Raw genomic sequence first — 26836 nt, 5'->3', positions numbered from 1 at the left:
AGCGCCGCGCCACCTCCCCCGTTTCACGGGGGAGGAGCGGGTTCACGCGTCCTTGAAGCCCTTGCCGTCGGCGACCAGCCGCTCCAGCAGGGCCGACGGCTTGAAGTCATCGCCGTGCTTTTCCTGGAAGGCCTTCATGCCGGCCAGCACCTTGTCGAGGCCGACGAGCTCGCCCCAGAACATCGGGCCGCCGCGATAGACCGGCCAGCCGTAGCCGTTGATCCAGACGATATCGATGTCCGACGCCCGGATGGCCTTGCCTTCCTCGAGGATCTTCGCGCCCTCGTTGACCATCGGGTAGAGGCAGCGCTCGAGGATTTCCTGGTCGCTGATCTGCCGGCGCTGGATCTGGCGCTTCTCGGCGAAGTCGAGGATCACCTTCTCGACCTCGGGCGAGGGCTTGGCGACGCGGTTCTCGTCGTAGTCGTAGAAGCCCTTGCCGTTCTTCTGGCCGCGGCGGTCCATCTCGCACAGCACCTCGCGCACCGTGGACGAGGAGGTCTTGGCCGGGTCCCAGCCGATGTCGAGGCCGGCCAGGTCGCTCATGGCGAACGGGCCCATCGGCAGGCCGAACTCGTAGAGCACGCGGTCGACGTCCCAGGGCATGGCGCCCTCGAGGATCAGCTTCTGGGCCTCGCGCTGGCGCTGGGCCAGCATGCGGTTGCCGACGAAGCCGAAGCAGTTGCCGACCAGGACGGCGACTTTGCCGATCTTCTTGCCGATCTGCATCGAGGTGGCGATCACCGACTTGTCGGTCTTCTCGCCGCGCACGATCTCGAGCAGGCGCATGACGTTGGCCGGCGAGAAGAAGTGCAGGCCGATGACGCTTTCCGGGCGCCTGGTGACGGCGGCGATGGCGTCGATGTCGAGGTACGAGGTGTTGGAGGCCAGGATGGCGCCCGGCTTGGCGATGGCGTCGAGCTTGGTGAAGACCTCCTTCTTGATCTCCATCAGCTCGAACACGGCCTCGATGATCAGGTCGCAGTCGGCCAGGTCCTCCAGGTGCATGGAGGGCGTCAGCAGCCCCATGCGCTTTTCGACGTCCTCCTGGGTCAGGCGGCCCTTCTTGGCGGTGTTCTCGTAGTTCTTGCGGATGATCCCGACGCCGCGGTCGAGGTTCTCCTGCTTGGCCTCGATGATCGTCACCGGGATGCCGGCGTTGAGGAAGTTCATCGAGATGCCGCCGCCCATGGTGCCGGCCCCGATGACGCCGACCTTCTTGACGGGGATGGCGGGGGTGTCGTCCGGTACGTCGGGGATCTTGGCGGCCTGGCGCTCGGCGAAGAACACGTAGCGCTGGGCGGCCGACTGGCTGCCGGTCATCAGCTCCATGAAGAGGCGGCGTTCCTCCTTCAGGCCCTCGTCGAAGGGCAGGTTCACCGCCGCCTCGATGCACTTGATGTTGTTCTCGGGCGCCAGGAAGCCGCGGAACTTGCGGGCGTTGGCCTTCCTGAACTCGGCGAAGATCTCGGGCTTGCCCCGGGCGGCCTCGACCTTGTCCGACAGGTCACGGACCTTCTTCAGGGGACGGCCCTCGGCCAGCGCCACGCGGGCGAAGGCGATGGCCCCGTCGCGCAGGGCGCCTTCCTCGATCAGGCTGTCGAACAGGCCCATGGCGAGCGCGGCCTTGGCCGGCACGTGCTGGCCGCTGGTGACCATCTCCAGCGCCTTCTCGACGCCGACGATGCGCGGCAGGCGCTGGGTGCCGCCGGCGCCGGGCAGCAAGCCGATGTTCACCTCGGGCAGGCCGGCCTTGGCCGAGGGCACGGCGACGCGGTAGTGGGCGACCAGGGCCACCTCCAGCCCGCCGCCCAGGGCGGTGCCGTGGATCGCGGCGACCACCGGCTTGGGCGAATTCTCGATGGTGTTCTGCACGTCCTGCAGGGACGGGCCGGTCATGGCCTTGCCGAACTCGCTGATGTCGGCGCCGGCGATGAAGGTCTTGCCCTCGCAGATCAGCACGATCGCCTGCACGGCCGGATCGGCGATCGCCGCCTCGAAGGCGTTCTTCAGGCCCTCGCGGACCTGGGCCGACAGGGCGTTGACCGGCGGAGAGTTCAGCGTGACGACGCCGATGTCGCCTTCGACGGTCAGATCGGTGACGGCGTTGATCGCGGCCATGCGGTTCCACCCTTTTCGGTTCGTTTGAACGCTTGTTTGACTAAAGCCAGCACGACGGGGCGCGAGAGTCCAGAGGGCGCGGGCGGCGCCGCTTTTTCGGGCGCCGCAGGTTGACGGCGCGAGCGTCGTACTGGACATTCTAAGGGTTCAGTTTCGGTCGAGATGGCGCCTGCCGGCGCGGGCCGACGTGACATCGCGTCGGCGCGTAAGCCTACGGTCTTCCAAGAACAATCGACCAGACTGGGGAGGGAGTTCGCACCAGGACCGGCCGCCCGCCGCCGCTTGCAGGCGTGCGGGATATTCCAAGACCGATTCAGGCGCGGGCGCGACGCGGTGCATACGACGCGTCGAAACTTAGAGGTGAAGCGCACCTCGGCGCGGGGGCGACAGGCTCCCGCGCCGCCTTGTGCTCACGGCCCGTTGGGTGCTCACGGCCCTTTGGCTTGACCTCTCTGCTCGCCCGACCGATGGACAGTGCATGACCGACACCACGCTCGAAGCCTTCGCCCGCGGCCTGCCCAAGGCCGAACTGCACATGCACATCGAGGGCAGCCTCGAACCGGAACTGATGTTCGCCCTGGCCGAACGCAACGGGATCACCCTGCCGTACAAGTCGGTGGAGGAGATCCGCGCGGCCTACGCCTTCTCGAACCTGCAGGACTTCCTGGACATCTATTACCAGGGCGCGGGCGTGCTGATCACGCGGGCCGACTTCAAGGACCTGGCGCTGGCCTATTTCGAGCGCCTTGCGGCCGATGGCGGGGTTCACGCCGAGATCTTCTTCGACCCGCAGACCCACACCGAGCGCGGCGTCGCCTTCGAGACGGTGATCGACGGCCTGCTGGACGGCATGGCGGAAGCCGAAAGCCGCCTGGGCGTGACCTCCAAGCTGATCCTCTGCTTCCTGCGCCACCTTTCCGAAGAAAGCGCCTTCGAGACGCTGGAGCAGGCCAGGCCGCATCTTGCGAAGATCGCCGGCGTGGGCCTGGACTCCTCGGAGGTCGGCCATCCGCCGGCCAAGTTCGCCCGGGTGTTCAAGGCCGCCCGCGACCTGGGCCTCAAGATCGTCGCCCACGCGGGCGAGGAGGGGCCGCCGGAATATGTGTGGGAAGCCATCGACCTCGTCGGCGTCGACCGTATCGACCACGGCAATCGCGCCCTGGAGGACGATGCCCTGACCGCCCGTTTGGTGGCCGATGGCGTGACCCTGACGGTGTGCCCGCTGTCGAACCTGAAGCTGTGCGTGGTGCCGGACCTGACCGCGCACCCGATGCGCAGGATGCTGGACCTGGGCCTGAAGGCGACGGTGAACTCCGACGACCCGGCCTATTTCGGCGGCTACCTGCTGGACAATTACCTGGAGACCGCCAAGGCCGTGGACCTGACGCGGGACGACCTGGTGGTGCTGGCGCGCAATAGCTTCTCGGGTTCGTTCCTTGAGGAAGCGGAGAAGGCGCGGCGGCTGGCGCAGGTGGATGCGTACGTGGCTGCAAATCCCTCTCTCTGAGAGAGAGGGAGGGGCCCACGCCAATGGCGTGGGAGGGTGAGAGGTTACACTCTCTCCGAATGAGGCGCGGTGGTTCGAGCTTCGGCTTGGGCAGGGTTTGGGGTTCGCCGGCCAGCGGTGAAACCTCTCACCCTCCCACCGCTGCGCGGCGGGCCCCTCCCTCTCTCGAAGAGAGAGGGTTCAAGAATTACCGCGCCATCAGGCCCATCAGCAGGGGGCGGGCGAAGAGCCTGGCGGCGTCTTCGCGCGTCACGCCCGGGGCCCAGGCCTGTAGCGAGGCCGCGGCGTTCAGCATCGAGTTGATCATGTGGGCGGCCACCAGCGGGTCGACCGCGCGCACCGAGCCGTCGGCGACGCCATCGGCGATCATGCCGGCGAAGCGGTTTGAGCCGCGGGCATAGCCGTCGCTCATCTCGTGGCGGATCTCGATCGGCAGGGCGCCCATCGACGAGGCGCGCAGCAGCGGGCCGTGGTCCGACAGCTGGTATTCGACCAGGGCCGCCGTCGCCGCCGACACCGCCGTCCAGCCGTCAGCCGGCAGGGCCAGCGCCGACAGCTGGGCGCGGCGGGTGACCGCGAAGGTGCGCTGGAAGCACTCGACCACCAGGGCGTCCTTGTCCTCGTGGTGGTGGTAGAACGAGCCCTTGGTGACGTTCAGCGCCGCCGAGATGTCCTCGACCGAGGCGCCGCGATAGCCGCGCTGGTTGATAAGGCGGGTGGCGGCCACCAGGAAGGTTTCGCGCCACTCCTGGCCTTCGTCGGAAACGGGCGTCGGGTCGGGCAGGGTCGGCGGCGTCCAGTCGCGGCCGGCGCCGGCGATGCCGCCCACGAGAATGTCGTACATCCGCTCGCGCACCCGCTCGTAGTCGTCGAGGTCGAAACGGCGCAGCCAGGCGCCGGTCCAGAAGACCTGTTCCAGCAGCAGGTGGGCGCGGGCGTTGCGCTCGGCCTTGTCGAGGTGGGCGAAGGCCTCGCCGTCGAAGAAGCCGCGCACCCGGCGGAAGATGTCGGCGAAGGCTGCCTGCACAGAGGCGCGCATCGGCTCCTTCAGCGCGCGGATCTCGGTGAAGCTGGCCAGCGGCGCGTCCTGCCCTGCGCGCACCCGGCGCGACAGGTCGAGATAGAGGGTCAGGAACTTGCGGATGCGGCCGGCGGCGTCGGGCTCGGCGGCGGCCTCGTCGATCATCGCGTCCAGGCGTTCCAGGCCCCGGATGAAGCAGGCGGCGGCCAGGTCGTCCTTCTTGCGGTAGTAGTAGGTGACGCTGGTGGTGATCAGCCCGACCTTGGCGGCGACGTCGGCCAGGGTCATGCCCTTGACGCCCTGGCGATTGAGCACGGCGGTGGCGGCCGCCAGGATGGCTTCCTTCTTCTGCGCGTAGCGCGCGGTCGCCGCGGTGACGGTGTGGCCGTCGTCCATAGTCTGGCCCCCTGCAACGCCGGACTTTCCGGCGTTGGACTCAAGCGTCCAATCTAGGCCTGGAAAGGGGCCGCAGAAAGGCCCGCCCAAGTCTTTGTCGCTCAGTGGACGCGGTCGGGCAGGGCGGCGACCACGGCGCGGACCAGGGCGGCGGGCGACAAAGGCTTGGCCACCGAGCCGTTCATCCCGGCCTCGGCGTAGGCGGCGGTCTGGTGGGCCAGGGCGTTGGCGGTCATGGCCACGATCGGCGCGGCGCCGGCAGGGCCGGGCAGGGCGCGGATGGCCCGCGTGGCCTCGACCCCGTCCATGATCGGCATCTGGATGTCCATGAAGATCAAATCATAGCCGCGGGCGGCCGCGACGATGCCGGCCTGGCCGTCCTCGGCCGTGGCCACGCGGGCGCCGAGGGCTTCGAGCATGCGGGTGGCGATCAGGCGGTTGACCGCGTTGTCCTCGACCAGCAGCACCTCCAGCCCATCGAGCATCAGGGCGTCGTCCTCGTCGTCGTCCGCCGCCGCCGGGGCCTGGGCGACCGGAGCGAGAAGCTCCAGCCAGAAGGTCGAGCCCTGGTCCGGCGTGCTGGAAAAGCCGATGTCGCCGCCCATCAGCTGGGCCAGGCGGCGGGTGATGGAGAGGCCAAGGCCGGCCCCGCCGAACCGCCGGGTGGTCGAGCCGTCGGCCTGGCTGAAGCGCTCGAACAGGGAGGCCTGGGCGTCGAGCGGAATGCCGACCCCGGTGTCCTCGATCTCGAAGCGCAGGCGCAGGCCCTCTTCGACCGGCGCGACGGACAGGCGGGCGGTCACCTGGCCGGCCAGGGTGAACTTCACCGCGTTGCCGATCAGGTTGAACAGCGCCTGGCGCAGGCGCACCGGATCGGCGGCCGTCCAGGCCTCGCCGGCCGGCGGGGCTTCGACGCGGATGGCCAGGCCCTTGGCCTCGGCCTGGGGCTCCAGCAGGTCGGCGACGCTGCGCAGCAGGGCGGACGGATCCAGGGCCTCGGAGGAGAGCTCCAGCTTGCCGGCCTCGACCTTGGAGAAGTCGATGATGTCGTTGAGCAGCTCCGACAGCATGGCGCCGCAGCCCAGGGCCTCGGCCAGCAGGCGGCGGCCGTCGGCCGACAGCGTCTCGTGCTTGAGCAGGTGGAGCACGCCCAGCACGCCGTTCATCGGCGTGCGGATCTCGTGGCTCATATTGGCCAGGAACTGCGACTTGGCCGCCGTCGCCGCAACGGCCGCGTCGCGGGCGACCAGAAGCTCGGTGACGTCCTGGCTGATGCCGATGACGTCGAACAGCTCGCCCGCCCCGGCCCGCACGCCGCGCCAGTCGGTGCGCATCCAGTTCCAGCCCTCGCTGGAGGGATCGGCGTGACGGTAGACCAGCTGGGCGTGCTCGCCCGTCTCCTGGGTGTGCAGGAAGGCGCGGGTCATGGTCTGGCGGTCGTCGGGGTGGATGGCGCTCAGCATCTCGGCCACCGTCATCTGGCGGGCGTCGCCCAGCGGCGCGGCCAGGGTCGTGATGTCCTGCTCGAAATAGTAGATCCCCTTGCGGGTCTCGAAGCGCCAGACATAGACGCCGGCGGCGTTGCGCAGCATCTCGTTGGCGCGCTCGGCCTGATGGCGCTGGAGGCGGCGCAGGCGCTCCTCGGAGAAGTCCTGGAAGACGATCAGCAGCGCGCCGTCGGGCAGGATCTTCGAGCGCGAGCGCACCCAAAGCCAGCCGCCGCCCTTGCGGGCCAGCCGGTGTTCGGACTGAACCTGGCCCTCGGCCCGCAGCACCCGGCCGGCCTGTTCCAGCACCTCGGTGTCGTGCAGGTGCAGAAAGTCGCGGATCGAGCGGCCCAGGGTCTCGTCGGGGCTCCAGCCGGCGATCGCGCTCCAGGCCGGATTGACCCGCACGATGGCGCGGTCCTGCAGCACGACGAACATGTCGAGGCTGTTCTGGAAAAACCAGTCGGCCGCGGCGCGGTCGATGTTCGAGGCCGTCTCGCCCTCGGGACGCTTGCCCATCGCGCTCCCCTCGTCTTCAATCGATCAACGCAGGATCAGGTGAAGGTTGCGTTAGCCGTACCGCCTATTCGATCCGCGATAATAAGGCGACCGTGACTGAAGGTCGCGCCAGTAAAGGGGGATTCCCGTTTGAGCACGCCCGAAGCCGTCGGCCTGTCGTCGCAGCGCCTGAAGCGCATCGATACCTTCCTGCAGGCCAAGTATGTCGAGCCCGGCCTCCTGCCCGGCGCCCAGCTGCAGGTCTGGCGGCGCGGCCAGCTGGCCCACGAGATCGTGCTGGGCCTGGCCGACCGCGAGCGCAATGCGCCGCTGAAGTCCGACACGCTGTACCGCATCTATTCGATGACCAAGCCGATCACCTCGATCGCCTTCATGATGCTGGTCGAGGAGGGCCGCGTCGCCCTCGAGGATCCCGTCCATCGCTTCATCCCGGCCTTCAAGGACCTCGGCGTGTTCGCCGCCGGCTCGCTGGGCATGTTCCAGACGAGGCCCCTGGCCGAGCCGATGAGGATGATCGACCTGCTGCGCCACACGGCCGGCTTCACCTACGGCTTCCAGCAGCGCGGCAATGTCGACGCGGCCTATCGCAAGCTGCACCTGGACGACCTGCCGGGGCCGCGCGACCTCGACGGCTTCATCGCCGAGCTGGCCAAGCTGCCCCTGGAGTTCAGCCCCGGCGAGGCCTGGAACTATTCGGTCTGCACCGACGTGCTGGGCTACCTCGTCCAGGCGATCTCGGGCCAGCCGTTCGACCAGTTCCTCAAGGACCGCATCTTCGAGCCGCTGAAGATGGCCGACACCGGCTTCTTCGTGCCGGAGGCCGATCAGGCCCGCTTCGCCGCCTGCTACAGCCTGGATCCCAAGGGCAAGGTCGTCCTGCAGGACGATCCGACCCAGAGCCCGTTCCTCAAGGACCCGCTGTTCAAGTCGGGCGGCGGGGGGCTGGTTTCGACCGCCGCCGATTACATGCGCTTCTGCCGCATGATCCTGAACGGCGGCCAGCTGGACGGCGCCCGTATCGTCAGCCCCAAGACGCTGAAGGCGATGATGCTCAATCACCTGCCGGGCGGCCGCGAGCTCACCGAGATGTCGAAGTCGCTGTTCAGCGAGAGCGTCTATGACGGCGTCGGCTTCGGCCTCGGCTTCGCCGTCACGACGGACCTGGCCCGCACCCGCACCATCGGCAGCCTGGGCGAGGCCTTCTGGGGCGGCATGGCCTCGACCGCCTTCTGGGTGGACCCGGTCGAGGACCTGGCGGTGGTGTTCATGACCCAGCTGATGCCGTCCAGCGTCTATCCCATCCGGCGGGAGCTTAGGACGCTGGTCTACGCGGCGTTCGAGGAGGCGGCTTGATCTCCGGGAACCTCCCCCTGTGGGGGAGGTGATCGCGAAGCGATCGGTGGGGGGAGTGGTTGATGACCTTCCGTCGTCTCGGAAGCTGAAAACGGCCCCCCACCGGCCTTCGGCCGCCTCCCCCACGGGGGGAGGTTCCCCCTCCGGCCCTCCGGGCCACCTCCCCCTTCAGGGGGAGGATCCTACAGAGGCGACGCCGGCGGGGTGTAGTCTTCCGGCAGGGGGATGAACTCGCCGTCGTCGAGGTCGGGCAGCTTCATGCGGCCGGCGCGCCAGTCGGCCTTGGCCTGTTCGATGCGGTCCTTGGAGCTGGAGACGAAGTTCCATTCGATGAAGCGCGGGCCGATCGGTTCGCCGCCCAGCAGCATGACCACCGACGGCTCCAGGGCCTCGAAGACCACGGTCTCGCCCGGGGCGAACACGGCCATCTGGGCCGCGCCCAGCTCGCGGCCGGCCACTTCCACCCGGCCGCTGGAGACATAGGCCGCGCGCTCGGAATATTCGGCCGGCAGGGCCGCCTTGGCCCCGGCCGCCAGCTCCCAGTGGACGTAGAACAGCGGCGAGTGCACCGGCACGCTGGCCTTGGCGCCAAAGGCCTCGCCGGCGATCAGGCGGGCTTTCAGGCCCGCGCCCTCGTAATAGGGCAGGTCGGCCGAGCCGGCGTGGTGGCTGAAGCCGGGATCCATCTCCTCGAATTCCTTGGGCAGGGCGATCCAGGCCTGCATGCCGTTCATCACCCCGCCCTGGCTGCGCAGGGTCTCGAAGCGTTCGGAGTGGGTGATGCCCGAGCCGGCGGTCATCCAGTTGACCTCGCCGGGCACGATCTCGATCTCCGAGCCGACGCTGTCGCGGTGGGTCATGGCCCCTTCGAACAGGTAGCTCAGGGTCGACAGGCCGATATGCGGGTGGGGCCGCACGTCGACGCTACGGGGGAAGTTCGGGTCGAAGCTGGCCGGGCCCATGTGGTCGAGGAACACGAACGGCCCGACCATCCGCCGCCTGGCGAAGGGCAGCACCCGCCCGACCTCGAAACCGCCGATGTCGCGGCGGCGGGCGTCGATGACGAGGTCGATCATTGGAGGGCTCCGGCAGGCTTGTTGCGTGGGCTCAGTCCTCCCACGGCGGACGTGCGCAGTCTTGTTGATTTTCGCGGAGGCGTTCCCGCGTTCAGCGGCCGTTCCACCAGGCGCCCTGGCGGCGCAGGATCTCGACATATTCGTCGACGACCTCGGGCGGACAGCCGCGGCGGCGCTTGTACTCGGCCTTCTTCTCGGCCTCGATCGCGGCCAGTCGCCGCGCTTCGGCGCGAGCGGCGGCCTTGGCGGCGGCTCGGGCCTCGGCCTCGACGCGCTCGGCGGCGCGACGCGCGGCCAGCCGCTCCGCCGGCGTCGGCGGGGGCGGCGGAGGGGCAGGGCCCCGCGTGCGGTGCGGACGGGCGGGGCAGGGGTTGCGGCGATGGGGCATGGGGAGGATTCCGCTGGGAACCTCCCCCCGTGGGGGAGGCGATCGCGCAGCGATCGGTGGGGGGAGCGAGGGCGAAGCCGGCCGGCCAGGGTGGACGCTGAAAACGGCCCCCCGCCGGCCTTCGGCCGCCTCCCCCAGAGGGGGAGGTTTCCTGATCGCCGGACACGCGGCCTCGCGCTCACGCGGAAAACCGCTGAGGGGATGGAGAGGGCGCGGGGCGTCCGGACCGCGTCCGGAGCTGTGTTTGAATGTACCGTTTCGACGAAGCCTTGACGCCCCGCGCGATCGTTTGACCTCAGGCCGGGGCGCGCGGGCCTTTTCCGCCCTTCACCCCCTTCGGCATCCGCCTTCCCCGTGACCGGGCTGTGAGCTTCGCTAGCCATCGCGTGCAGACAGAAGGCGCCGGAGCGGACCCTCGGGCGGGCGGGAGCCCATGACAGGCAAGCCCCCGATAGGCGGGTTTACGTCCCCCGCCCTCCGTTCAAGCCCCGCCGGCCCGGCTCACGCCGCTCCAGGAGGCCCCGCTCGATCGCACCCCGCCGCACGCATCGGGCCGGATCCTAGCGCCCTCTCCCCGCGACGGGATGGAGAGGATTATGCGGGCGGTTTGGAGCTGTCGGATGGGAAACGTGTGTTTTTGTGTAGGGCGTTGATTGGGTTGGGGTTTGTGCGGCGGGGGAGGGGGATGGAGGAGGCTGTGCAAGCTAGAAGCGCCAAAGCAGCAGCTTGCCGATGCAAGGGCGGCGGTACATTGTTCGTCGTTGCCCGCGCTGCCAAGGTACGTGGGGTCAGCGCGACGTTCATGTCGCGATTAGCGAAGACACCCAGAGCATGAAGAATTTTGAAAGCCGCGTTTATAGCATTTCTGATTTTCTTGAGTGGCACCAGAATGGCCTCTTGGACCTATCGCCTTCATTTCAAAGGCGTAGTGTTTGGACCAGAGCTGCCAAATCGTATCTTATAGACACGATTGTTCGTGGGAGGCCTATGCCAAAAATACTAATAACTCAAGAGCTGACTAATCAAAAAACTATAAGAACGGTTGTTGATGGCCAGCAGCGATTGCGAGCAATATTGGAATTCTTTGAAGGATCTTTTGCGATATTGAAATCTCATAACGATCAATATGGCAGAAAAACGTATGCGGGCCTTCCTGAGGATGCTCAATCTCAGATATTGTCCTATTCAATAGGTGTAGATGTTCTTTATAATGCAAAATTAAATGATCTTTTGGATATCTTTGCAAGAATAAATACGTATAGCGTCGCCCTAAATACGCAGGAAAAGTTAAATGCTAAGTACCTTGGGCCGTTTAAGATAATATCTTACTCCCTTGGGCATAAGTATGCGGAATATTTTAAGGAGGGAAAAATTATAACTCCATCTGCCGTAAGTAGAATGGCTGAAGCGGAGTTGAGTTCAGATCTTTTAATGTCGTTATCAGATGGTATACAAACGTCAAAAAATATAGAAAAGACATACAAAAAATACGAACCTATTGAAGAAATACCTGAGCCTTTGTCTGGGGCCAGCGAAAGATTTGAAAAGGTTATGTCTTTTATTGGTGCAATTTATGACGGAAAAAGTCTATCTCAGACAAATTGGTCTCGTGTGCATTGGTTCTATACACTGTTTAACTGTGTAAGTCATGGGTTGTATGGGGATGTCGTCTCCGATGTTGTTGGCGCTCCAAGGTTAAGTTCTGAAAACATTGTTGCTTGGAGATCGGCGCTTTCTGAAATCAGCGCGCAGTATGATCTGTATACGACTGAAAAGGATATAGAGATCCCGCGAGCGTTTGCCGATTTTATTGATTTCTCGAGGCGTCGAACCACTGACACTGACGCGCGGTTGGCGCGGGCAAGGTTTGTTCTCAAGCAAATCGCGGCGTGACGGAGTGGGGGCTCTGGGGTGCTGGATCAGATATTACAAAGGCATATAGATCTCGTTGATCAAATAAACCTCGCCATCAATGGCCATGGATATGCTGCTGTCGATAAGGCAGATTTGGATATAGAGAAAAATACCCTTTATGAGGGGTACTTTATGAGGTCATTTATCTCTTTTGAGCGGTGCTTGGAGGAGATATTTGTTCATTTCGCTTGTGGCGGTCAGTCTCTATCGGGTGCGATGGCTAACTGCCGATTGATAAATTGCGACCCTTCCACCGTTAGAAAAATACTGAAGCAGGGTAATAATTTTGTCGATTGGGCTAATATGGAGATCGTTCGCGAAAGGGCGTCTACATTTTTTGTCGATGGAAAGCCGTTTATAGACCCCCTTATGGGAAAAAGCTCTGATTTGTCACATCTTCAGAAAATCAGAAACAGAATATCGCACGACTCTGTAGAATCAAAAGTTTTATATGATGTTGTATTGGTGGATATATTTCATACAAAGCCAATATTTGAAATGTCGCCGGGTCAAATTCTGAGGAGCAGGAGGAAAAAATCTCCGATAATTTCAATGCAATCTCATTATATGGGGGCAATGACTGATGTTTTGGCTGCCATCTGTGAAAAACCTTAGAGGTTATTGACTCTCCCTACCTCCTCCCCTTCCTGAACGCCTCCGCCTTCTCCGCCCGGTGCTCGGCCCGCACCCGCTTCGGGGCCGACGCATCCACCGCCTCGCCAGCCCCCGTCAGGGCCTCGTTGGCGAACTCCAGGTCGAGCAGCTTCATGCGCTTGATCTCGTCGCGGAGGCGGGCGGCGGTTTCGAATTCGAGGTTGGCGGCGGCTTCGCGCATCTTGGCTTCGAGGTCGCGCAGGGCGGCCTTGAAGTTGTCGCCGCTGAAGGGCTTTTCGGCGCCGGAGGCGTCGGCGACGCCCATGGGCACCAGGACGCGGTCGCCGCGCTCGTAGGGGCTGGCCAGGATGTCCTTGATGTCGCGCTTGACGCTCTCGGGCGTGATGCCGTGCTCGATGTTGTAGGCGTTCTGCTTGTCGCGGCGGCGGGTGGTCTCGGCCATGGCCCGCTCCATGCTGCCGGTGATCCGGTCGGCATAGAGGATGACCTTGCCGTCGACGTTGCGCGCGGCGCGGCCGATGGTCTGCACGAGCGAGGTCTCCGAGCGCAGGAAGCCTTCCTTGTCGGCGTCGAGGATGGCGACCAGGCCGCACTCGGGGATGTCGAGGCCCTCGCGCAGCAGGTTGATGCCGACCAGCACGTCGAAATGGCCCAGGCGCAGGTCGCGGATGATCTCGATGCGCTCAAGAGTATCAACGTCCGAGTGCATGTAGCGGACGCGGATGCCCTGTTCGTTGAGATATTCGGTCAGGTCCTCGGCCATCTTCTTGGTCAGGACGGTGACCAGGGTGCGATAGCCCTTGCTGATGGTCTGGCGGATCTCGTCGACGACGTCGTCGACCTGGGAGGCGCCGTCCTTGGCCACGGGGCGCACCTCCACGGGGGGATCGATCAGGCCGGTGGGGCGGATGACCTGCTCGGCGAAGACGCCGCCGGCGCGCTCCAGCTCCCAGTTGGCGGGGGTGGCCGAGACGTGCACCGACTGGGGCCGCATGGCGTCCCACTCCTCGAACTTGAGGGGCCGGTTATCGAGGGCCGAGGGCAGGCGGAAGCCGTATTCGGCCAGGGTCCATTTGCGGTTGCGGTCGCCCTTGTACATGGCGCCGATCTGCGGAACCGTCTGGTGGCTCTCGTCGGTGAAGAGGAGGGCGTTGTCGGGGATGTATTCGAAGAAGGTCGGCGGCGGCTCGCCGGTCCGGCGGCCCGACAGGTAGCGGCTGTAGTTCTCGATGCCGGCGCAGGAGCCGGTGGTCTCGATCATCTCCAGGTCGAAGGTGGTGCGCTGCTCCAGGCGCTGGGCCTCCAGCAGCTTGCCGTTGGCGTTCAGCCACTCCAGGCGGTCCTTCAGCTCCTTGCGGATTTCGATGATCGCCTGGCGCAGGGTGGGGCGCGGGGTGACGTGGTGGCTGTTGGCGTAGACCTTGACCGTGTCGAGGTCGGCGGTCTTCTTGCCGGTCAGCGGGTCGAATTCGCTGATCGCCTCGACCTCGTCGCCGAACATCGAGACGCGCCAGGCGCGGTCCTCGTAGTGGGCGGGGAAGATCTCGATGGTGTCGCCGCGGCGGCGGAACGTGCCGCGCTCGAAGGCGGCGTCGTTGCGCTTGTACTGCTGGGCCACCAGGTCGGCCATCAGCTGCTTCTCGTCGACCCGGTCGCCCACCGTCAGGGTGAAGGTCATGGCGGTGTAGGTCTCGACCGAGCCGATGCCGTAGATGCACGACACCGAGGCCACGACGATGACGTCGTCGCGCTCGAGGATCGCCCGCGTGGCCGAGTGGCGCATGCGGTCGATCTGCTCGTTGATGGAGCTGTCCTTCTCGATGAAGGTGTCGGTGCGCGGGACGTAGGCTTCCGGCTGGTAGTAGTCGTAGTAGCTGACGAAGTACTCGACCGCGTTCTCGGGGAAGAAGGCCTTCATCTCGCTGTAGAGCTGGGCGGCCAGGGTCTTGTTGGGGGCCAGGATCAGCGCCGGGCGCTGGGTGGCCTCGATGACCTTGGCCATGGTGAAGGTCTTGCCCGAGCCGGTGACGCCGAGCAGCACCTGGTCCTGGTCGCCGTTCTCGACGCCCTCGACCAGCTCCTTGATGGCGGTCGGCTGGTCGCCGGCCGGCTCGTAGGACGACACCAGCTTGAAGGTCTTGCCGCCTTCCGACTTCTCGGGACGCGCCGGGCGGTGGGGCGTCCACAGCATCGGCATTGTCCCCCCTTGGCCCTCCAGCGCGGCGTCGAGCTGGGCGTCGAGGACGAAGGGCGTCGAGGCGTCGGAGACGCCGGGGTTCTGGCTGCTGGGCATGGGCCAAATCTAGGCATGCGGGCGCGCGAAGGCCAGAGGGCCTGCTGACAGCCGGTGTCAGCAGGTGGCGGCATGTGGCGGCTAGTAGCCTCCGGCGTAGTCCCCCGACAGCGGCACGGTGATCGCGCGGCCGTATTCCTGCATCACCGACACGACCTCGGGCCGGGCGACCATCGCGCGGCGGCGGGCGTCGAGCTCGGCGTCGCGCGGGGTGACCACCGGCGGGGCCGGGCCGTCGCGGAAGGCCTTCAGCGCGTCGCCGCGCAGGGCCGGGTCGCGCAGGCGGCGGATCATCAGCTGGGCGGCCTCGTCGTCGCGGCCCAGGCACAGCAGGGCGCCGGACAGGGCGTAGGGGTTGTCGCGCCAGCCCTTGCGCAGCTTGTCGAGCGCCTTGCGGGCGGCGGCCTCGTCGCCCAGGCGGTGGCGGGCGCAGGCGCGCAGCTCCTCCAGCCACATCAGGCCGAACGGCGAGGCGATCGAGGCGTCGGCGGCGTCGACCGCCTTCAGCACCTCGGCCGAGCGGTCGAGGCCCAGGAGGAGGGCGGCGCGGGCGGTGTTCTGGGTGAGCCTGTCCTGGGCGACGGGCCTGGCCAGCAGGGCGTCGGCCTCGTCGAAGCGGCCCAGCTCGCTGAGCGCGGCGGCCTGGATGGCGACCAGCATCGGGCCCGACAGCTCGACGTCGTCGAAGGCCTCGCCGGCCTGCAGGCGCGCGACATGGCCGGCGCCCAGGGCGATGGCCTCCTCGCGCCGGCCCAGCGCCCGCAGGTGGTCGACGCGATGGGCGATGCGCTTGAGGTTGGCCGGCTCGCGGGCCGACTGCTCGTCGGCGCGGGCGAGGGCGGTTTCCAGCACCTTGGTCCAGTCGAAGCGGCCGGCGGCCTCCATCCGCGGCCACAGGGGCGAAAAGCGGCGGTCCTGGGCGACGGCCAGCAGCACGTGCGGGCTGCTGGCGCGATCGAGCACGGCGTCGGCGCGGGTCATGTCGCCGTCGTCGGCGGCCAGCTGGGCGCGGACCAGGGCCCAGTCGTTGTCGACCTGGTCGTGACCGTCCTCGGTGGGCCAGTCGAGGCCGCGCAGCAGGTCCAGCGCCCGGGCGCGGGCGACGGGGTCGCCCTTCAGGTCCTCGACCGTCTGGCCGTACATCTCGGGCGGCAGGGCGGTGACCTGCGCGGCGTCGGCGGTGGCGGCGCGCTGCAGCGCGGCCAGTTCGCCCTTGCCGTCGTTGCGCATGGCCGCGTCGGCCAGCAGCACCATGTTGGCCGAGGCCAGGATCGGCGGGGGCGTGTCGTCGCGGTCGAGGCGGCGGGCGGCGGCCACGGCGCGGGCGTCGTCGAACGGCCGGCAGACGACGACGGCGTACAGCACCGCGTCGCGGCGGAAGGCGTCCAGGGCCTCGAAGCCGCGCCGGGCGACCAGGGCGTCGACCCGGTCGGCCAGGTCGGCGGGGCACGGCTGGCCCGCTTCGGACGCCTGGGCCTTCGACAGGTCGAGCATGCGGGCGATCACCGCGTCGGCGTCGCGGGCGAGGTCGGGCGCGCCCCTGGTCGGCGCGGCCAGGGCGGGGGCGGCCGCCAGCGACAGCGCCGCGGCCACGGCGGCGAGTTGCAGTTTCACGATCATGCGCGGCCCCCGGTCACCCGTCACTTAAGACCACGCGGCCGGCCGCGCCGCAACGCCGCGATCAAGCGCAGGCCTTGCGCGGCTCGTCGGCCTTGATCACGCAGAGGATCTTGCTCCCCCGCGCCTCGCCGTACTGGCGGCGGACGCGGTCGGAGAACTCGTCCCACTTCTGGCGGGTGTCGGCGGCGGCGACGGCCATGGCCTTCTCGTAGCCGCCGCGGCCGGTGTGGACGGTGTCCTTGTTGAGGTAGTCGTGCTTGATGCGGCCGCCGCAGCTGGCCCATTCGGGAAAGCCGTAGCAGCCGCTGATCAGGCCGGCGGGAAACTCGGCCGGCCGGGCCGGGCCCAGCCATTCGGCGGGGGCGTCGTGGTTCAGGCCCGGCGGGTTCTTGATGGTCGGGCTGGCGCGCGGCGCGTCGACCCAGTTGGTGTGCGAGTAGAAGTCCTGGGCGGCGTGCAGGGCCAGGCCGAAATATTCCAGCACCCGGCACTTGGGGGTGTCGCTGGCGTCCTCGTCGAACGCGCAGCTGGAGCCCATGGCGGTCTCGCCCAGCGACAGGTCCGGGGCCACCAGGTCGCCGGCGCGGCGCAGGGCCTCGTCGAGATTGCGGTGCATCAGGGCGCGGCAGGCGCGCAGGGCGTCGCTGGCCTTGTCGCGGCCCTGGGCGTAGTCACGCGCGTCGAACCAGTCGCCGTCGTCGCAATGGGCCTCGGTGACGCTGATCAGGCCGCGGAACGGCCGGTCGGGCGCGCCGACCGCGCCGAAGCTGCCGGCCCCGACCATCAGGCTCGTGCCGGCCAGCTGGTTGAGGGTCAGCCGCTCGAAACCGGCCGGCTCCAGGGCCCGGCGGGTGATCCGCTCGTGCTCGGCGTTCTGGCCCAGCTTGCGCACGGTGCCGAAGGCCTGGGCGGCCTGCGGCGCCAGGGCGGCCGCCAGGGGGGCGGCGAGCGTGGCGGCGACGAGGCCGGCGGCGATCAGGCGCGAGCGGACGGACGTGGACATGACGCGAAAACCCCTGAAGCGCGACAACCGGCGGTCACATTTTCAGGGATTCCCTTAAGCGCCGGTGTGCCGAATGTCACAGGCGGGAGAGGGGGGATCGTCCTGCCCGGCGAAGGCGTAGAACCGGGTGGTCGGGCTGCGGCTCATGTCCTCGACCTGCGGGAAGATGAACCACATCCAGTGCGTCCGCTTACGGCCCCGCGCGCAGCTCGGCGAGAGCGGCGGGGTAGGTGGGGCGCCTGGGCTGCGAGGGCGCGGGTGAGGGCGTGGGGCATGGGGAGGGATCTCCACAACCGTAAGATCTGCGAGATCGTGTCGGCAATCCTTAGCGACGGTCTGTCGCCCCAAAGAATAAGGTGGTCTCGAGCCGGACGGTTCGCGTCGAGGTGGTTGGTTACCTGAGCGTTGTGATGGCTTCACCTTCAGAAGGCGTATCAACCTAAGATATTTATGTCGCGCATCGCTCGCGCTACTTGTGTGTCGACATTTCGGCGAACTATGGTGTCCCAAGTGTCGAGAGCTGCGCTGGGGGGCGAGCCAACATATGCCAGACGACTTTGATCCTGAGCGCTTCCTACACCCAGCGCGGACCAAGAGCTTGCCGAACGTCTTCTTCATCGGCCCGTATGGACGTCGGGTGAGCTTCGCCTCGCAGCAGCGGCGTGTGTTGAACACGGTGTGGGCGATGGAGCAGGCTGGCTGCATTGCGCGCGGAGATCGCGTTGCCGTCATCGGGGCCGGGCTAGCCGGTGTCATGGCGACAGTGGCTTTGGCGGCGAGGGGGGCGCGCGTCTGGCTCTACGAGGAAAAGCCCAGCGCTCTACGACGACAGAGCCTAACCAATCACCGCTGGGTGCATCCGAGCATCAATTTCTGGCCCGAGGAGACTTTGGAGCCTTCTACCCGCTTTCCGTTTTTCGATTGGACGGCCGGAATCTGCGACGACATCGTCAAGGGCATCGACCTGGAGTGGAAGGGGCTTCGCGCAAAGCTGATTGATAATCTTTCGCTGCATAAGTTTCATACGAACACGCCCGTTCTAGCGATCGAGCGAGACGGATCCGAACTAAAGGTCGTTCCTGAAAGGCATCCGGACCGCGGCGGGGTTTTCAAGTCTGTTTTGGTGACAACCGGCTTTGGACGTGAACAGATCGTCCAGAACACCAACACCGTGTCCTATTGGGAAGTGGATCAGGTCGAAGACCAAATCCGCGACAGCGAATTCACCGATTTTCTGGTTAGCGGCACCGGCGATGGCGGTCTAATCGACACCCTGCGGCTGTTGCATCGCGATTTCGACACTGGAAAGTTCTGTCTGAATATCGCCCATGCCCTCAATCAGGCTGACGCGTCTAAAGCTCTGATCGCAGTCGAGCGTAGCGCCCAAAGGGCGTTCGTCGACGCGCGGGATGCCGAGCTGGCCGCTGGCAAAGTAGGAGACGCCGAGACGGCCGGCTCCGTTGCCGCAGCGCTCAAGTTTGAAGAAGGCCTCGCCCAGTACATTGCGGGTGAGCTTCCGGCCGGGGTCGAGGCCCTTCTAGACAGCTCGCTTATCCAGAAACACAAGCGCCAAGTGAAACTGGTCGGACGTTTGCCTCGTCCTTACTCGCTGAACGCCGCGCCCATACACAAGCTGTTGATAGCTCACGCCTTCCAAAGGGGCGTTCTAGTCTATCACCGCGGACAGCTTGAGCCCCATGGTCCCAAATTAGTGATCAAGGGCCAAGCCGGTTTGCTGGAAGAAGCGCCGCAATACTCGATTGCCCGTCACGGGTCGGAGTTGCCGGTCGAGCGGTTCATCCAGGACGACGAAGAGCGGCTCGATCTAAAGGCACGCCAAGAGCAGACGGCCGACTGGCTCAGAAGCGACGTCGTGCCCATGGGCTATTACAATACCGACCCGGGCCTCTACCCGCCTCACGACGTCAAGAATAAGGCATTTATCTACTCGCGGTTCGACTTGGCCCGGGAGTATGTCGAGGAGGTCGCTGGCGGCGCGTTGCGTGCGGACGTCAAAAGGGAGCGATGCTTTGTTGCCCATCCAGACCGCATGCGGCCGCTGGATCTGAACAAGTTGCCCAGCTCTCTTTTCGGTATCGATGTGAAGCCGAGCCCCAAGGCAAAGACGTTCCGGCCTGCGGTCGAGAGGGCGCTCTAATGGCCGCTGATCTCTTTCCGGGCGCTCCGCTCCAAACTGCTTCGGGGCCGACAGTCTCCCGAGGCGCCCTAGGCGTTGTGGTGCGCGACACGGTCGATGGCGACTTCTATGGCGTTACCGTGCGCCAACTCGTCCGCCCTGATCAAATGGTGCTCCTGGGAGGAGCGGCGAAAAAGCCGGTCGGCAAGCTGACGGGCAAGTTCGACGACGAAATCGAGGCCCTCGGTGGACCTCTGCCAGTTAGCGAACTGCTTGGGTTCATCGAGATCAGCCGCAACCTTTCGATCGAAGACGCCAATCCGCAGTTCGCCAAAAGCATAGTTGCGACAGCTCCGATCCAACAGGCGATCGAAGAGGAGCTTCTGTTGCTTCGAGCCAACGGCGCGACCGTGCCCGTCGAGATCGTCAGCGTTGGCCTGACCTTCGATCTGCAGGACGACGACGGCTCGATGACCACCTTTCGCGGCGGTGTTGAAATCTCCGGCCGGGAAGAGGGGCATCCTCATGCCACGGCCGGAGACGGCGGCGCGCCTGTCGTAACCACGTCAGGTCGTCTGGTCGGCGTGGTGGTGGCCGTTGGAGACGAAACCTCTGTCGTCGCGCCGCTCGATACCGTCGTCAGGGACGCCGCTGTCGAGCTATTTATTCGTGAGAAGCATAAGAAGTCGCCAGCAGCGGTCTCGCCCCAGACCCTCAAGGCCAATGCCAACAGAGTGGGCGGTCGCCTGGCTGGCGTCAACATTCCGGCGAACAAGCGTGTGGTGATTGCGCTTCAGTATATTCATGGCATAGGAGCGACGTCAGCCAAGGCGATCTGCGCCAAGGTCGGGGTCGCCGACCACGTGCGCGTTAACCAGCTCACGGATGAGCAATTCTACGAGATACGCGAGGTAATCTCAAACAACTACACGGTCGAAGGCGATTTACGTCGAGAAACCTCGATGAACATCAAGCGTCTTATGGATCTGAACTGTTATCGTGGGTCGCGCCATCGCAAGGGCTTACCCGTGCGAGGGCAGCGGACTCACACCAACGCCCGCACCCGCAAGGGGCCTGCAAAGCCGATCCAAGTCAGGAAGTGAAGACATTGGGATCCCTCACCCCGCCCCCGCCAGCCGCTCCGCCGCCCAGTCGATGAACACCCGGGTGCGGGCCGAGAGCTGGCGGTCGCGGGGCCAGAGGAGGTTCACCGGGGTCGGGGTCGGCGGGTGGGCGGTCAGGACCTCGACGAGGGCGCCGGAGGCCAGGTGCTCCTCGGCGCGATAGCGGGGGACCTGGATGAGGCCAAGGCCCAGGAGGCCCATGGCCAGGGAGCTTTCGGCGCTGGAGACCACGACGGCGGCGGGGACGGCGACCTGGCGGACGGCGGCGCCTTCGGTGACTTCCAGCGGGTGCCAGCCGCCGTCGGGGCGGGAAAAGCCGACCATGTGGTGGCGGGCAAGGTCGGCGGGGCTCTGGGGCGCGCCGTGGCGGTCGACATAGGCGGGGGCGGCGCAGGTGACCTCGGGCAGCAGGGCGACGCGGCGGGCGGCCATGCCGCTGCTCGAGGGCGCGCCGTCGGCGGGCGTTCCCAGGCGCAGCACGCAGTCGACGCCCTCGGCCACCAGGTCGACCAGCCGGTCGCCCTCGGTCATGCGCAGGCGAAGCTCGGGATAGGTCGCCAGGAACGCGGGCAGGCCGGGCAGCAGGAAGCGGCGGGCCAGGGCGCCCTGGACGTCGACCCGCAGCTCGCCGCGCGGGCTGGCCCGGCGGAAGGCGTTCTCGGTCTCGTCCAGTTCATCGAGCAGCTTCAGGCAGCGGCGGTAATAGGCCTCGCCGTCGAGGGTGGGGGCGACGCTGCGGGTGGTGCGCTGCAGGAGGCGCACGCCCAGCCTGGCCTCGAGCTGCTGCACGGCCTCGGTGGCGGTGGAGCGGGGCAGGGCGAGGTCGGCGGCCGCCTTGGTGAAGCTGCGGCGCTCGACGACGCGGGCGAAGAGCCGCATGGCCTCGAAGCGATCCACGGTTGGCTCCATTATTCGGATAGTCGAACAGTGATGACCTGATCGCCTGAATTATTCAATCGGCGCGAAGGCGCATGGTCCGTCCGTCGACGCGGTGTCGACTGGAGGACCAAGACATGACCCACGACAACGGCGCTCGGAACAACGGCAAGGCGGCGCTGGTGACCGGCGCTTCGGGCGGCATCGGCGCGGCGACGGCGCGGCGGCTGGCGGCGGACGGCTTCGTCGTCATCGTCAACTATGCGGGCCGGGCTGCGGCGGCGCAGGCGGTGGTGGCCGAGATCGAGGCGGCCGGCGGTCGCGCCGTGGCGCACCAGGCCGACATCGCCGACCCGGCGGCCGTGGCGGCGATGTTCGACGCCGCCGAGGCGGCCTTCGGCGGGGTCGACGTTCTGGTCAACAACGCCGGCGTCATGGAGCTGGCGACCATCGCCCAGGCCGACGACGGGCTGTTCTCGCGGATGGTCGCGGTGAACCTGACGGGGACCTTCAACACCCTGCGCGAGGCCGCGCGGCGGATGGCGGCGGGCGGCCGGATCGTCAACGTCTCGTCCAGCGTGGTGGGCCTGCTGCAACCGTCCTACGGCCCCTACGCGGCGGCCAAGGCGGGCGTCGAGGCCCTGACCAGCGTGCTGGCCAAGGAGCTGCGCGGCCGCGACGTCACCGTCAACGCCGTGGCGCCGGGGCCGACGGCCACGCCGCTGTTCCTCGAGGGCAAACCGGCCGAGCTGGTCGAGCGCCTGGCCAGGGCCGCGCCGCTGGAACGACTGGGAACGCCGGAGGACATCGCCGCCGTCGTCTCGTTCCTGGCCGGTCCCGACGGGGCCTGGATCAACGGCCAGACCCTGCGCGCCAACGGCGGGATCATCTGAGCGCGCGCCCGTCACCGACCTTCTCCTCACCGAACGCAAGGAACTCCTGAAATGGAAAAGCAAGTCATCCTCGTCACCGGCGCCTCGTCGGGCTTCGGCGCGCTGACCGCCCGCGCCCTGGCCCGCGCCGGCCATACGGTCTACGCCTCGATGCGCGACATCGAGGGCCGCAACGCTCCGCAGGCCGCCGCCGCCCGCGCCTTCGCCGCCAAGCATGGCGCGGACCTGCGCACGGTCGAGCTGGACGTCGTCTCCGACGCTTCGGTCGAGGCCGCGATCGCCGCGGTGGCCGGCGAGGCCGGGCGATTGGACGTGCTGGTGCACAACGCCGGCCACATGAGCTTCGGTCCGGCCGAGGCCTTCACGCCCGAGCAGTTCGTCCAGCTGTTCGACGTCAACGTGCTGTCTGCCCAGCGTGTGAACCGCGCGGCGCTGCCGATCCTGCGCGGGCGGGGCAGGGGGCTGGTGGTCTGGATCTCGTCGAGCTCGACCCGGGGCGGGACGCCGCCGTTCCTGGCGCCCTATTTCGCGGCCAAGGCGGCGATGGACAGCCTGGCGGTCTCCTACGCCTCGGAGCTGGCCCTGTGGGGGATCGAGACCTCGATCATCGTGCCGGGCGCCTTCACCAGGGGCACCAACCATTTCGTCCATTCGGGCAAGCCGGCCGACGCGGCGACGGCGGCCGCCTATCTGGACGGCCCCTATGCCGGGGTGGCCGAGAAGGCCCTGGGCGGGCTGGCGGCGCTGGAGCCGGCCGACGCCGACGTCGCCGAGGTGGCCCGGGCCGTCGTGGCGGTGGTCGATGCGCCGTTCGGCAAGCGTCCGTTCCGGGTGCATGTCGACCCGTCGCAGGACGGAGCCGAGGTGGTCAACGGCGTCGCCGACCGGGTGCGCGCCGAGATGTTCCGCCGCATCGGGCTGGAGGCGCTGTTGGCGCCGGTCGCCCGCGACTGAGGCTGGGACCGGGGCGGAGCGGGCGTGGAGGGGCGTGGCCGGCGACCGCGTCCCCTTCGCGCATTACGAACAATTCAGAGAACGGCGGTTGACTCGCGCGCCTACTGTGCAGCACACAGTGTGTATCGCACACTATGTGCTGCACACCATGCGCCGCACACCAAACCGGTCACGCCAATGCCGACAGACACGGACATCTTCGAATCCCTCCGCCAGGAGCTGCGTCGCGGGACGCTGATCCTGGCCGTGCTCGCCCAGCTGAGGGTCGAGCGCTACGGCTACAGCCTGCGCCAGGCCCTGGCGGAGGTGGGTCTGGAGATCGACGAAGGCGCGCTCTACCCGATGCTGCGCCGGCTCGAGGGCCAAGGCCTGCTGACTTCCGAATGGCGCGAGGAGGAGAAGCGCAAGAAGCGCTTCTACCGCCTCTCCGCCGAGGGCGAGGCCGTCCTCGAACGCCTGGCCGCCGAGTGGCGCGCCATCAACGACACCCTGCAAAATCTGATCTGAGGGGACTGGATCATGGACCTGCTCGACCGCTATCTCGCCGCCGTCGCCGCCCTGCTGCCCAAGGCCCAGCGCGAGGACATCGTCGCCGAACTGCGCGACCTGCTGCTCACCCGCATCGAGGAGAAGGAGGAGGCCAAGGGGGCTCCCCTGACCGACAAGGAGCGCGAGGCCGTGCTCAAGGACTTCGGCCATCCGCTGGCCGTGGCCGGGCGCTACGGCCCCCAGCAGAGCCTGATCGGCCCGACCGTCTATCCGTTCTACATGTTCGCCCTGAAGATCGCCGTGGCGGTCGCGGCGGCGATCTCGGTGATCCCGGCCCTGGCGTCCATCGTCCTGGGCGGCGACAATCCGGCCCGGCTGCTCGCCAACGCCGCCTTCGACCACTTCCCGAGCTCGGCCCTGATGCTTGCGGGCCTGGTCACGCTGGTGGCGGCCGGCATCGAGCGCGGCTGGGTGCCGCTGACCGGCCTGACCGAGTGGAAGGTCAGCGAACTGCCCGTGCCGAGCAAGAAGAAGAAGGGGGTGTTCGAGACCCGCTTCAACGCCGTGGCCGAGGTGGTCGTGACCGCGCTGTTCATCCTGTGGTGGACGGGGCTGTGGAAGGTCGACATCGCCAGCCCGATGAACGTCAGGCATGGCCTGTCGCTGGAACCGTCGGCGATCTGGAGCGCGCTGTTCTGGCCGATCCTGGCGCTGGCGGCGGTGCAGCTGCTCGGGGCGCTGGTCGCCCTGCTGCAGACCGGCCGGGTGCGGCTGCGGGCCGTCTTCGAACTGGCCCTGGGCGTGGCGGGCATGGCCCTGACCACCGTGCTGTGGAAATCGGTCCCGCTGTTCACCGTCCAGCCCGCCGGCCTGCCCGAGGCGGCCAAGCTGCAGCAGGTGTTCGACATGGGCGTCCACGTGGTGATGCTGGTCTCGGGGATCACCTTCGCCTGCCAGATCGGCGCGGCCGCCTGGCGCTTGTACAAGGGCGCCCGCTAAGGGGCGCCTATTGGGGGGCGACACGAGCGGGGCGGATTTTTCCACGGTCGAATGACACGGAATTAATCCGTCCCCAGTTGCCCCGCCCGCCAGGGGCATTTACGCCTTCGCCCCAGCCTTTCCGGCGCGGACCAACGCGCCGGAATTCATGTCAGGGCCCGACCGGAGGGGGAGGGCTCGAGGGAAGGGGACTTTCTCTTGCAAAACCGCCGCGAACTCCTGCTGTCGACCGTGGCCGCGGGCCTGGCCGCCGCCGCCGCCCCGTCGCTGGGCTTCGCCCAGCCGGCCGCCGCCTCGGCCTCTGGCGAAGCCGCCAAGATGAACGCGTTCTTCGACGCCGCCATGGCCAAGCTGATGCGCCAGGCGCCGGAGCTGACCACGGGCCTGGGCCTCGACAAGGACGACCTGGCCTGGACCAAGGGCCTGCTGTCTGACCGCTCGTTCGAGGCGATCGCCGCGGGCGCCGCCCAGACGACCGCCCAGCTGGCCGAGCTGCGCGGCATCGACCGCAAGCAACTGACCGGCATGGACGCCGTCAACTACGACACCGTCGAGTTCACCCTGGCGGTGCAGGACGAGGGCAACCGCAAGTTCACCTACGCCGGCGGCGGTTCGGGCGCGCCCTACGTGCTGAGCCAGCTGACGGGCAGCTACCAGCAGATGCCCGACTTCCTCGACACCCAGCACAGCATCGAGACCAAGGCCGACGCCGACGCCTACCTGCAGCGCATGGAGGGCTTCGCCCGCCTGATGGATCAGGAAACCCTGATCGCCAAGCGCGACTACGCCGACGGCGTGATCCCGCCCGACTTCGTCATCGACAAGGCCCTCATCCAGATGAAGGCCTTCGCCGACACCCCGACGGCCGAGACCACCCTGGTCAAGTCGATCGCCCGCCGGACCAAGGAAAAGAACATCGCCGGCGACTGGGCCGCCGAAGCCAGCAAGGTCTACGAAAACTCGGTGCTGCCGGCCCTCAAGCGCCAGATCGCGCTGCTGGAGAGCGTGCGCCCGAAGGCCAACCACGACGCCGGCGTGTGGCGCCTGAAGGACGGCGGCGACTACTACGCCGTGTCGCTGAAGAACTACACGACCTCGACCATGGGTCCCGAAGAGATCCACCAGCTGGGCCTGGACCTGGTGAAGTCGATCTCGGCCGAGGCCGACAAGCTGTTCAAGTCGATCGGCATGAGCAAGGGCACGGTCGGCGAGCGCATGCGCGAGCTGGGCAAGGACATCTACGAGAACACCGACCCGGCCAAGGAGCAGCTGATCGCTGACCTCAACACCAAGGCCAAGTGGATCGAAAAGCAGCTGCCGGCCTATTTCGGCCAGCTGCCCAAGGCGCCGCTGGAAATCCGCCGCGTGCCCAAGGCCATCGAGGCCGGCGCGCCGGGCGGCTACTACAACTCGCCTTCGCTCGACGGCAAGCGTCCGGGGATCTACTGGATCAACCTGCGCGACACCGCCGAGCAGGCCAAGTACACCCTGACCACCCTGACGGTGCACGAGGGCGTCCCGGGCCACCACCTGCAGCTGTCGCTGTCGAACGAAGCCCAGGGCCTGCCGCTGATCCGCAAGGTCATCGGCTTCTCGGGCTACGCCGAGGGCTGGGCGCTCTATTCCGAAGAGCTGGCCGTCGAGATGGGCATCTACAAGGGTGACCCGCGCGGCCACATCGGCATGCTGCACGACGCCCTGTTCCGCGCCGTGCGCCTCGTGGTCGACAGCGGCATGCACCACAAGAAGTGGACCCGCGAACAGGCCGTCAAGTACATGGCCGAGACCATGGGCGACGAGGAAAGCGGCACGATCACCGAGATCGAACGCTACGTCGTGTGGCCGGGCCAGGCCTGCTCGTACATGCTGGGCAAGATCACCTGGCTGCGCGCCCGCGAGCGCGCCAAGAAGGCCCTGGGCAAGAAGTTCGACATCAAGAAGTTCCACGATGCGGGCCTGCTGTCGGGCATGACCCCGCTGACCGTGCTGGACCGCGTGGTCGACGACTACGTCGCCGCGACCAAGGCCGGCAAGTAAGGCTTGGCCGGCCC

21 protein-coding genes are annotated in these 26836 nt (G+C 67.0%); 11 read left to right on the top strand and 10 right to left on the bottom strand.

The window, feature by feature from the left end:
- Positions 1 to 42: 42 nt before the first annotated feature.
- A complete protein-coding gene (locus tag V6S85_RS17695; protein ID WP_334349757.1) occupies positions 43 to 2121 on the bottom strand; it encodes a 3-hydroxyacyl-CoA dehydrogenase NAD-binding domain-containing protein in 2079 nt (692 codons plus the stop codon).
- Positions 2122 to 2599: 478 nt separating this feature from the next.
- On the opposite strand from V6S85_RS17695, the gene V6S85_RS17690 reads away from it, so the two are divergent.
- Positions 2600 to 3628, top strand: coding sequence for an adenosine deaminase (locus tag V6S85_RS17690; protein ID WP_334349756.1), 1029 nt, complete (start codon positions 2600 to 2602; stop codon positions 3626 to 3628).
- Positions 3629 to 3815: 187 nt separating this feature from the next.
- Here the strand turns inward: V6S85_RS17690 and V6S85_RS17685 are convergent, their stop codons facing one another.
- Together V6S85_RS17685 and V6S85_RS17680 are read right to left on the bottom strand one after the other, a co-directional pair.
- Positions 3816 to 5045 (bottom strand): TetR/AcrR family transcriptional regulator, encoded by a 1230-nt coding sequence (locus V6S85_RS17685; RefSeq protein WP_334349755.1) that lies wholly within the window; start codon positions 5043 to 5045, stop codon positions 3816 to 3818.
- A gap of 101 nt (positions 5046 to 5146) precedes the next feature.
- Complete coding sequence (locus V6S85_RS17680; RefSeq protein WP_116564013.1) at positions 5147 to 7051, bottom strand: ATP-binding protein; 1905 nt, start codon at positions 7049 to 7051, stop codon at positions 5147 to 5149.
- Between the two features lie 129 nt (positions 7052 to 7180).
- On the opposite strand from V6S85_RS17680, the gene V6S85_RS17675 reads away from it, so the two are divergent.
- Positions 7181 to 8404, top strand: a complete 1224-nt coding sequence (locus V6S85_RS17675; protein WP_334349754.1) for a serine hydrolase domain-containing protein — start codon at positions 7181 to 7183, stop codon at positions 8402 to 8404.
- A gap of 182 nt (positions 8405 to 8586) precedes the next feature.
- Here V6S85_RS17675 and V6S85_RS17670 read toward each other — a convergent pair whose 3' ends face one another.
- Together V6S85_RS17670 and V6S85_RS17665 are read right to left on the bottom strand one after the other, a co-directional pair.
- Positions 8587 to 9480, bottom strand: a complete 894-nt coding sequence (locus tag V6S85_RS17670; RefSeq protein ID WP_334349753.1) for a pirin family protein — start codon at positions 9478 to 9480, stop codon at positions 8587 to 8589.
- Between the two features lie 91 nt (positions 9481 to 9571).
- The gene (locus V6S85_RS17665) at positions 9572 to 9868 is read right to left on the bottom strand and encodes a hypothetical protein (protein WP_334349752.1); all 297 of its coding nucleotides are present in this window, start codon (positions 9866 to 9868) and stop codon (positions 9572 to 9574) included.
- Positions 9869 to 10699: 831 nt separating this feature from the next.
- Between V6S85_RS17665 and V6S85_RS17660 the strand changes: the two genes are divergently transcribed.
- Together V6S85_RS17660 and V6S85_RS17655 are read left to right on the top strand one after the other, a co-directional pair.
- Positions 10700 to 11761, top strand: a complete 1062-nt coding sequence (locus tag V6S85_RS17660) for a DUF262 domain-containing protein (protein WP_334349751.1) — start codon at positions 10700 to 10702, stop codon at positions 11759 to 11761.
- A gap of 18 nt (positions 11762 to 11779) precedes the next feature.
- Positions 11780 to 12397 (top strand): hypothetical protein, encoded by a 618-nt coding sequence (locus V6S85_RS17655; protein ID WP_334349750.1) that lies wholly within the window; start codon positions 11780 to 11782, stop codon positions 12395 to 12397.
- A 16-nt stretch (positions 12398 to 12413) separates the two neighbouring features.
- On the opposite strand, the gene uvrB is transcribed toward V6S85_RS17655, so the two are convergent.
- The 4 genes from uvrB to V6S85_RS17635 all read right to left on the bottom strand — a co-directional run bounded on the left by uvrB (position 12414) and on the right by V6S85_RS17635 (position 17490).
- The gene (uvrB, locus tag V6S85_RS17650; protein WP_334349749.1) at positions 12414 to 14690 is read right to left on the bottom strand and encodes an excinuclease ABC subunit UvrB; all 2277 of its coding nucleotides are present in this window, start codon (positions 14688 to 14690) and stop codon (positions 12414 to 12416) included.
- A gap of 81 nt (positions 14691 to 14771) precedes the next feature.
- Positions 14772 to 16310 carry a hypothetical protein gene (locus V6S85_RS17645; protein WP_334349748.1) on the bottom strand — a complete coding sequence of 513 codons (1539 nt, stop codon included), beginning with the start codon at positions 16308 to 16310 and terminating at the stop codon, positions 14772 to 14774.
- 61 nt (positions 16311 to 16371) lie between these two features.
- Positions 16372 to 17313, bottom strand: a complete 942-nt coding sequence (locus V6S85_RS17640; protein WP_334349747.1) for a hypothetical protein — start codon at positions 17311 to 17313, stop codon at positions 16372 to 16374.
- Between the two features lie 54 nt (positions 17314 to 17367).
- Positions 17368 to 17490 (bottom strand): DUF1810 family protein, encoded by a 123-nt coding sequence (locus V6S85_RS17635; protein WP_334349746.1) that lies wholly within the window; start codon positions 17488 to 17490, stop codon positions 17368 to 17370.
- Positions 17491 to 17911: 421 nt separating this feature from the next.
- Here V6S85_RS17635 and V6S85_RS17630 point away from each other — a divergent pair, with 421 nt between their 5' ends.
- Complete coding sequence (locus tag V6S85_RS17630; RefSeq protein WP_334349745.1) at positions 17912 to 19471, top strand: FAD-dependent oxidoreductase; 1560 nt, start codon at positions 17912 to 17914, stop codon at positions 19469 to 19471.
- Positions 19472 to 20184: 713 nt separating this feature from the next.
- The gene (gene rpsM / locus V6S85_RS17625; RefSeq protein ID WP_334349779.1) at positions 20185 to 20553 is read left to right on the top strand and encodes a 30S ribosomal protein S13; all 369 of its coding nucleotides are present in this window, start codon (positions 20185 to 20187) and stop codon (positions 20551 to 20553) included.
- A gap of 15 nt (positions 20554 to 20568) precedes the next feature.
- Here rpsM and V6S85_RS17620 read toward each other — a convergent pair whose 3' ends face one another.
- Positions 20569 to 21471: a LysR family transcriptional regulator gene (locus V6S85_RS17620; RefSeq protein WP_334349744.1), complete on the bottom strand. Its 903-nt coding sequence runs from the start codon at positions 21469 to 21471 to the stop codon at positions 20569 to 20571.
- 116 nt (positions 21472 to 21587) lie between these two features.
- Here V6S85_RS17620 and V6S85_RS17615 point away from each other — a divergent pair, with 116 nt between their 5' ends.
- The 5 genes from V6S85_RS17615 (at position 21588) to V6S85_RS17595 (ending at position 26822) form a co-directional block, all read left to right on the top strand.
- The gene (locus V6S85_RS17615; RefSeq protein WP_334349743.1) at positions 21588 to 22343 is read left to right on the top strand and encodes an SDR family oxidoreductase; all 756 of its coding nucleotides are present in this window, start codon (positions 21588 to 21590) and stop codon (positions 22341 to 22343) included.
- Between the two features lie 51 nt (positions 22344 to 22394).
- The gene (locus tag V6S85_RS17610) at positions 22395 to 23297 is read left to right on the top strand and encodes an SDR family NAD(P)-dependent oxidoreductase (protein ID WP_334349742.1); all 903 of its coding nucleotides are present in this window, start codon (positions 22395 to 22397) and stop codon (positions 23295 to 23297) included.
- Between the two features lie 177 nt (positions 23298 to 23474).
- The gene (locus V6S85_RS17605) at positions 23475 to 23804 is read left to right on the top strand and encodes a PadR family transcriptional regulator (protein WP_334349741.1); all 330 of its coding nucleotides are present in this window, start codon (positions 23475 to 23477) and stop codon (positions 23802 to 23804) included.
- Between the two features lie 12 nt (positions 23805 to 23816).
- Positions 23817 to 24785 (top strand): HAAS signaling domain-containing protein, encoded by a 969-nt coding sequence (locus V6S85_RS17600; RefSeq protein ID WP_116566612.1) that lies wholly within the window; start codon positions 23817 to 23819, stop codon positions 24783 to 24785.
- Between the two features lie 198 nt (positions 24786 to 24983).
- Positions 24984 to 26822 (top strand): DUF885 domain-containing protein, encoded by a 1839-nt coding sequence (locus tag V6S85_RS17595; RefSeq protein ID WP_116566610.1) that lies wholly within the window; start codon positions 24984 to 24986, stop codon positions 26820 to 26822.
- Positions 26823 to 26836 lie beyond the last annotated feature (14 nt).

Origin of the sequence: Caulobacter sp. CCNWLW153, from assembly GCF_036889365.1 — a bacterium.
GTDB lineage: Bacteria > Pseudomonadota > Alphaproteobacteria > Caulobacterales > Caulobacteraceae > Caulobacter > Caulobacter radicis.
This window is presented reverse-complemented; position numbering and strand designations above follow the sequence as displayed.

Coding starts and splice junctions, on each gene's coding strand:
- V6S85_RS17695 (WP_334349757.1), bottom strand. CDS start 2,121: ATGGCCGCGATCAACGCCGTCACCGATCTGACCGTCGAAGGCGACATC.
- V6S85_RS17690 (WP_334349756.1), top strand. CDS start 2,600: ATGACCGACACCACGCTCGAAGCCTTCGCCCGCGGCCTGCCCAAGGCC.
- V6S85_RS17685 (WP_334349755.1), bottom strand. CDS start 5,045: ATGGACGACGGCCACACCGTCACCGCGGCGACCGCGCGCTACGCGCAG.
- V6S85_RS17680 (WP_116564013.1), bottom strand. CDS start 7,051: ATGGGCAAGCGTCCCGAGGGCGAGACGGCCTCGAACATCGACCGCGCC.
- V6S85_RS17670 (WP_334349753.1), bottom strand. CDS start 9,480: ATGATCGACCTCGTCATCGACGCCCGCCGCCGCGACATCGGCGGTTTC.
- V6S85_RS17665 (WP_334349752.1), bottom strand. CDS start 9,868: ATGCCCCATCGCCGCAACCCCTGCCCCGCCCGTCCGCACCGCACGCGG.
- V6S85_RS17660 (WP_334349751.1), top strand. CDS start 10,700: ATGAAGAATTTTGAAAGCCGCGTTTATAGCATTTCTGATTTTCTTGAG.
- uvrB (WP_334349749.1), bottom strand. CDS start 14,690: ATGCCCAGCAGCCAGAACCCCGGCGTCTCCGACGCCTCGACGCCCTTC.
- V6S85_RS17645 (WP_334349748.1), bottom strand. CDS start 16,310: ATGATCGTGAAACTGCAACTCGCCGCCGTGGCCGCGGCGCTGTCGCTG.
- V6S85_RS17640 (WP_334349747.1), bottom strand. CDS start 17,313: ATGTCCACGTCCGTCCGCTCGCGCCTGATCGCCGCCGGCCTCGTCGCC.
- V6S85_RS17635 (WP_334349746.1), bottom strand. CDS start 17,490: ATGTGGTTCATCTTCCCGCAGGTCGAGGACATGAGCCGCAGCCCGACC.
- V6S85_RS17615 (WP_334349743.1), top strand. CDS start 21,588: ATGACCCACGACAACGGCGCTCGGAACAACGGCAAGGCGGCGCTGGTG.
- V6S85_RS17610 (WP_334349742.1), top strand. CDS start 22,395: ATGGAAAAGCAAGTCATCCTCGTCACCGGCGCCTCGTCGGGCTTCGGC.
- V6S85_RS17605 (WP_334349741.1), top strand. CDS start 23,475: ATGCCGACAGACACGGACATCTTCGAATCCCTCCGCCAGGAGCTGCGT.
- V6S85_RS17600 (WP_116566612.1), top strand. CDS start 23,817: ATGGACCTGCTCGACCGCTATCTCGCCGCCGTCGCCGCCCTGCTGCCC.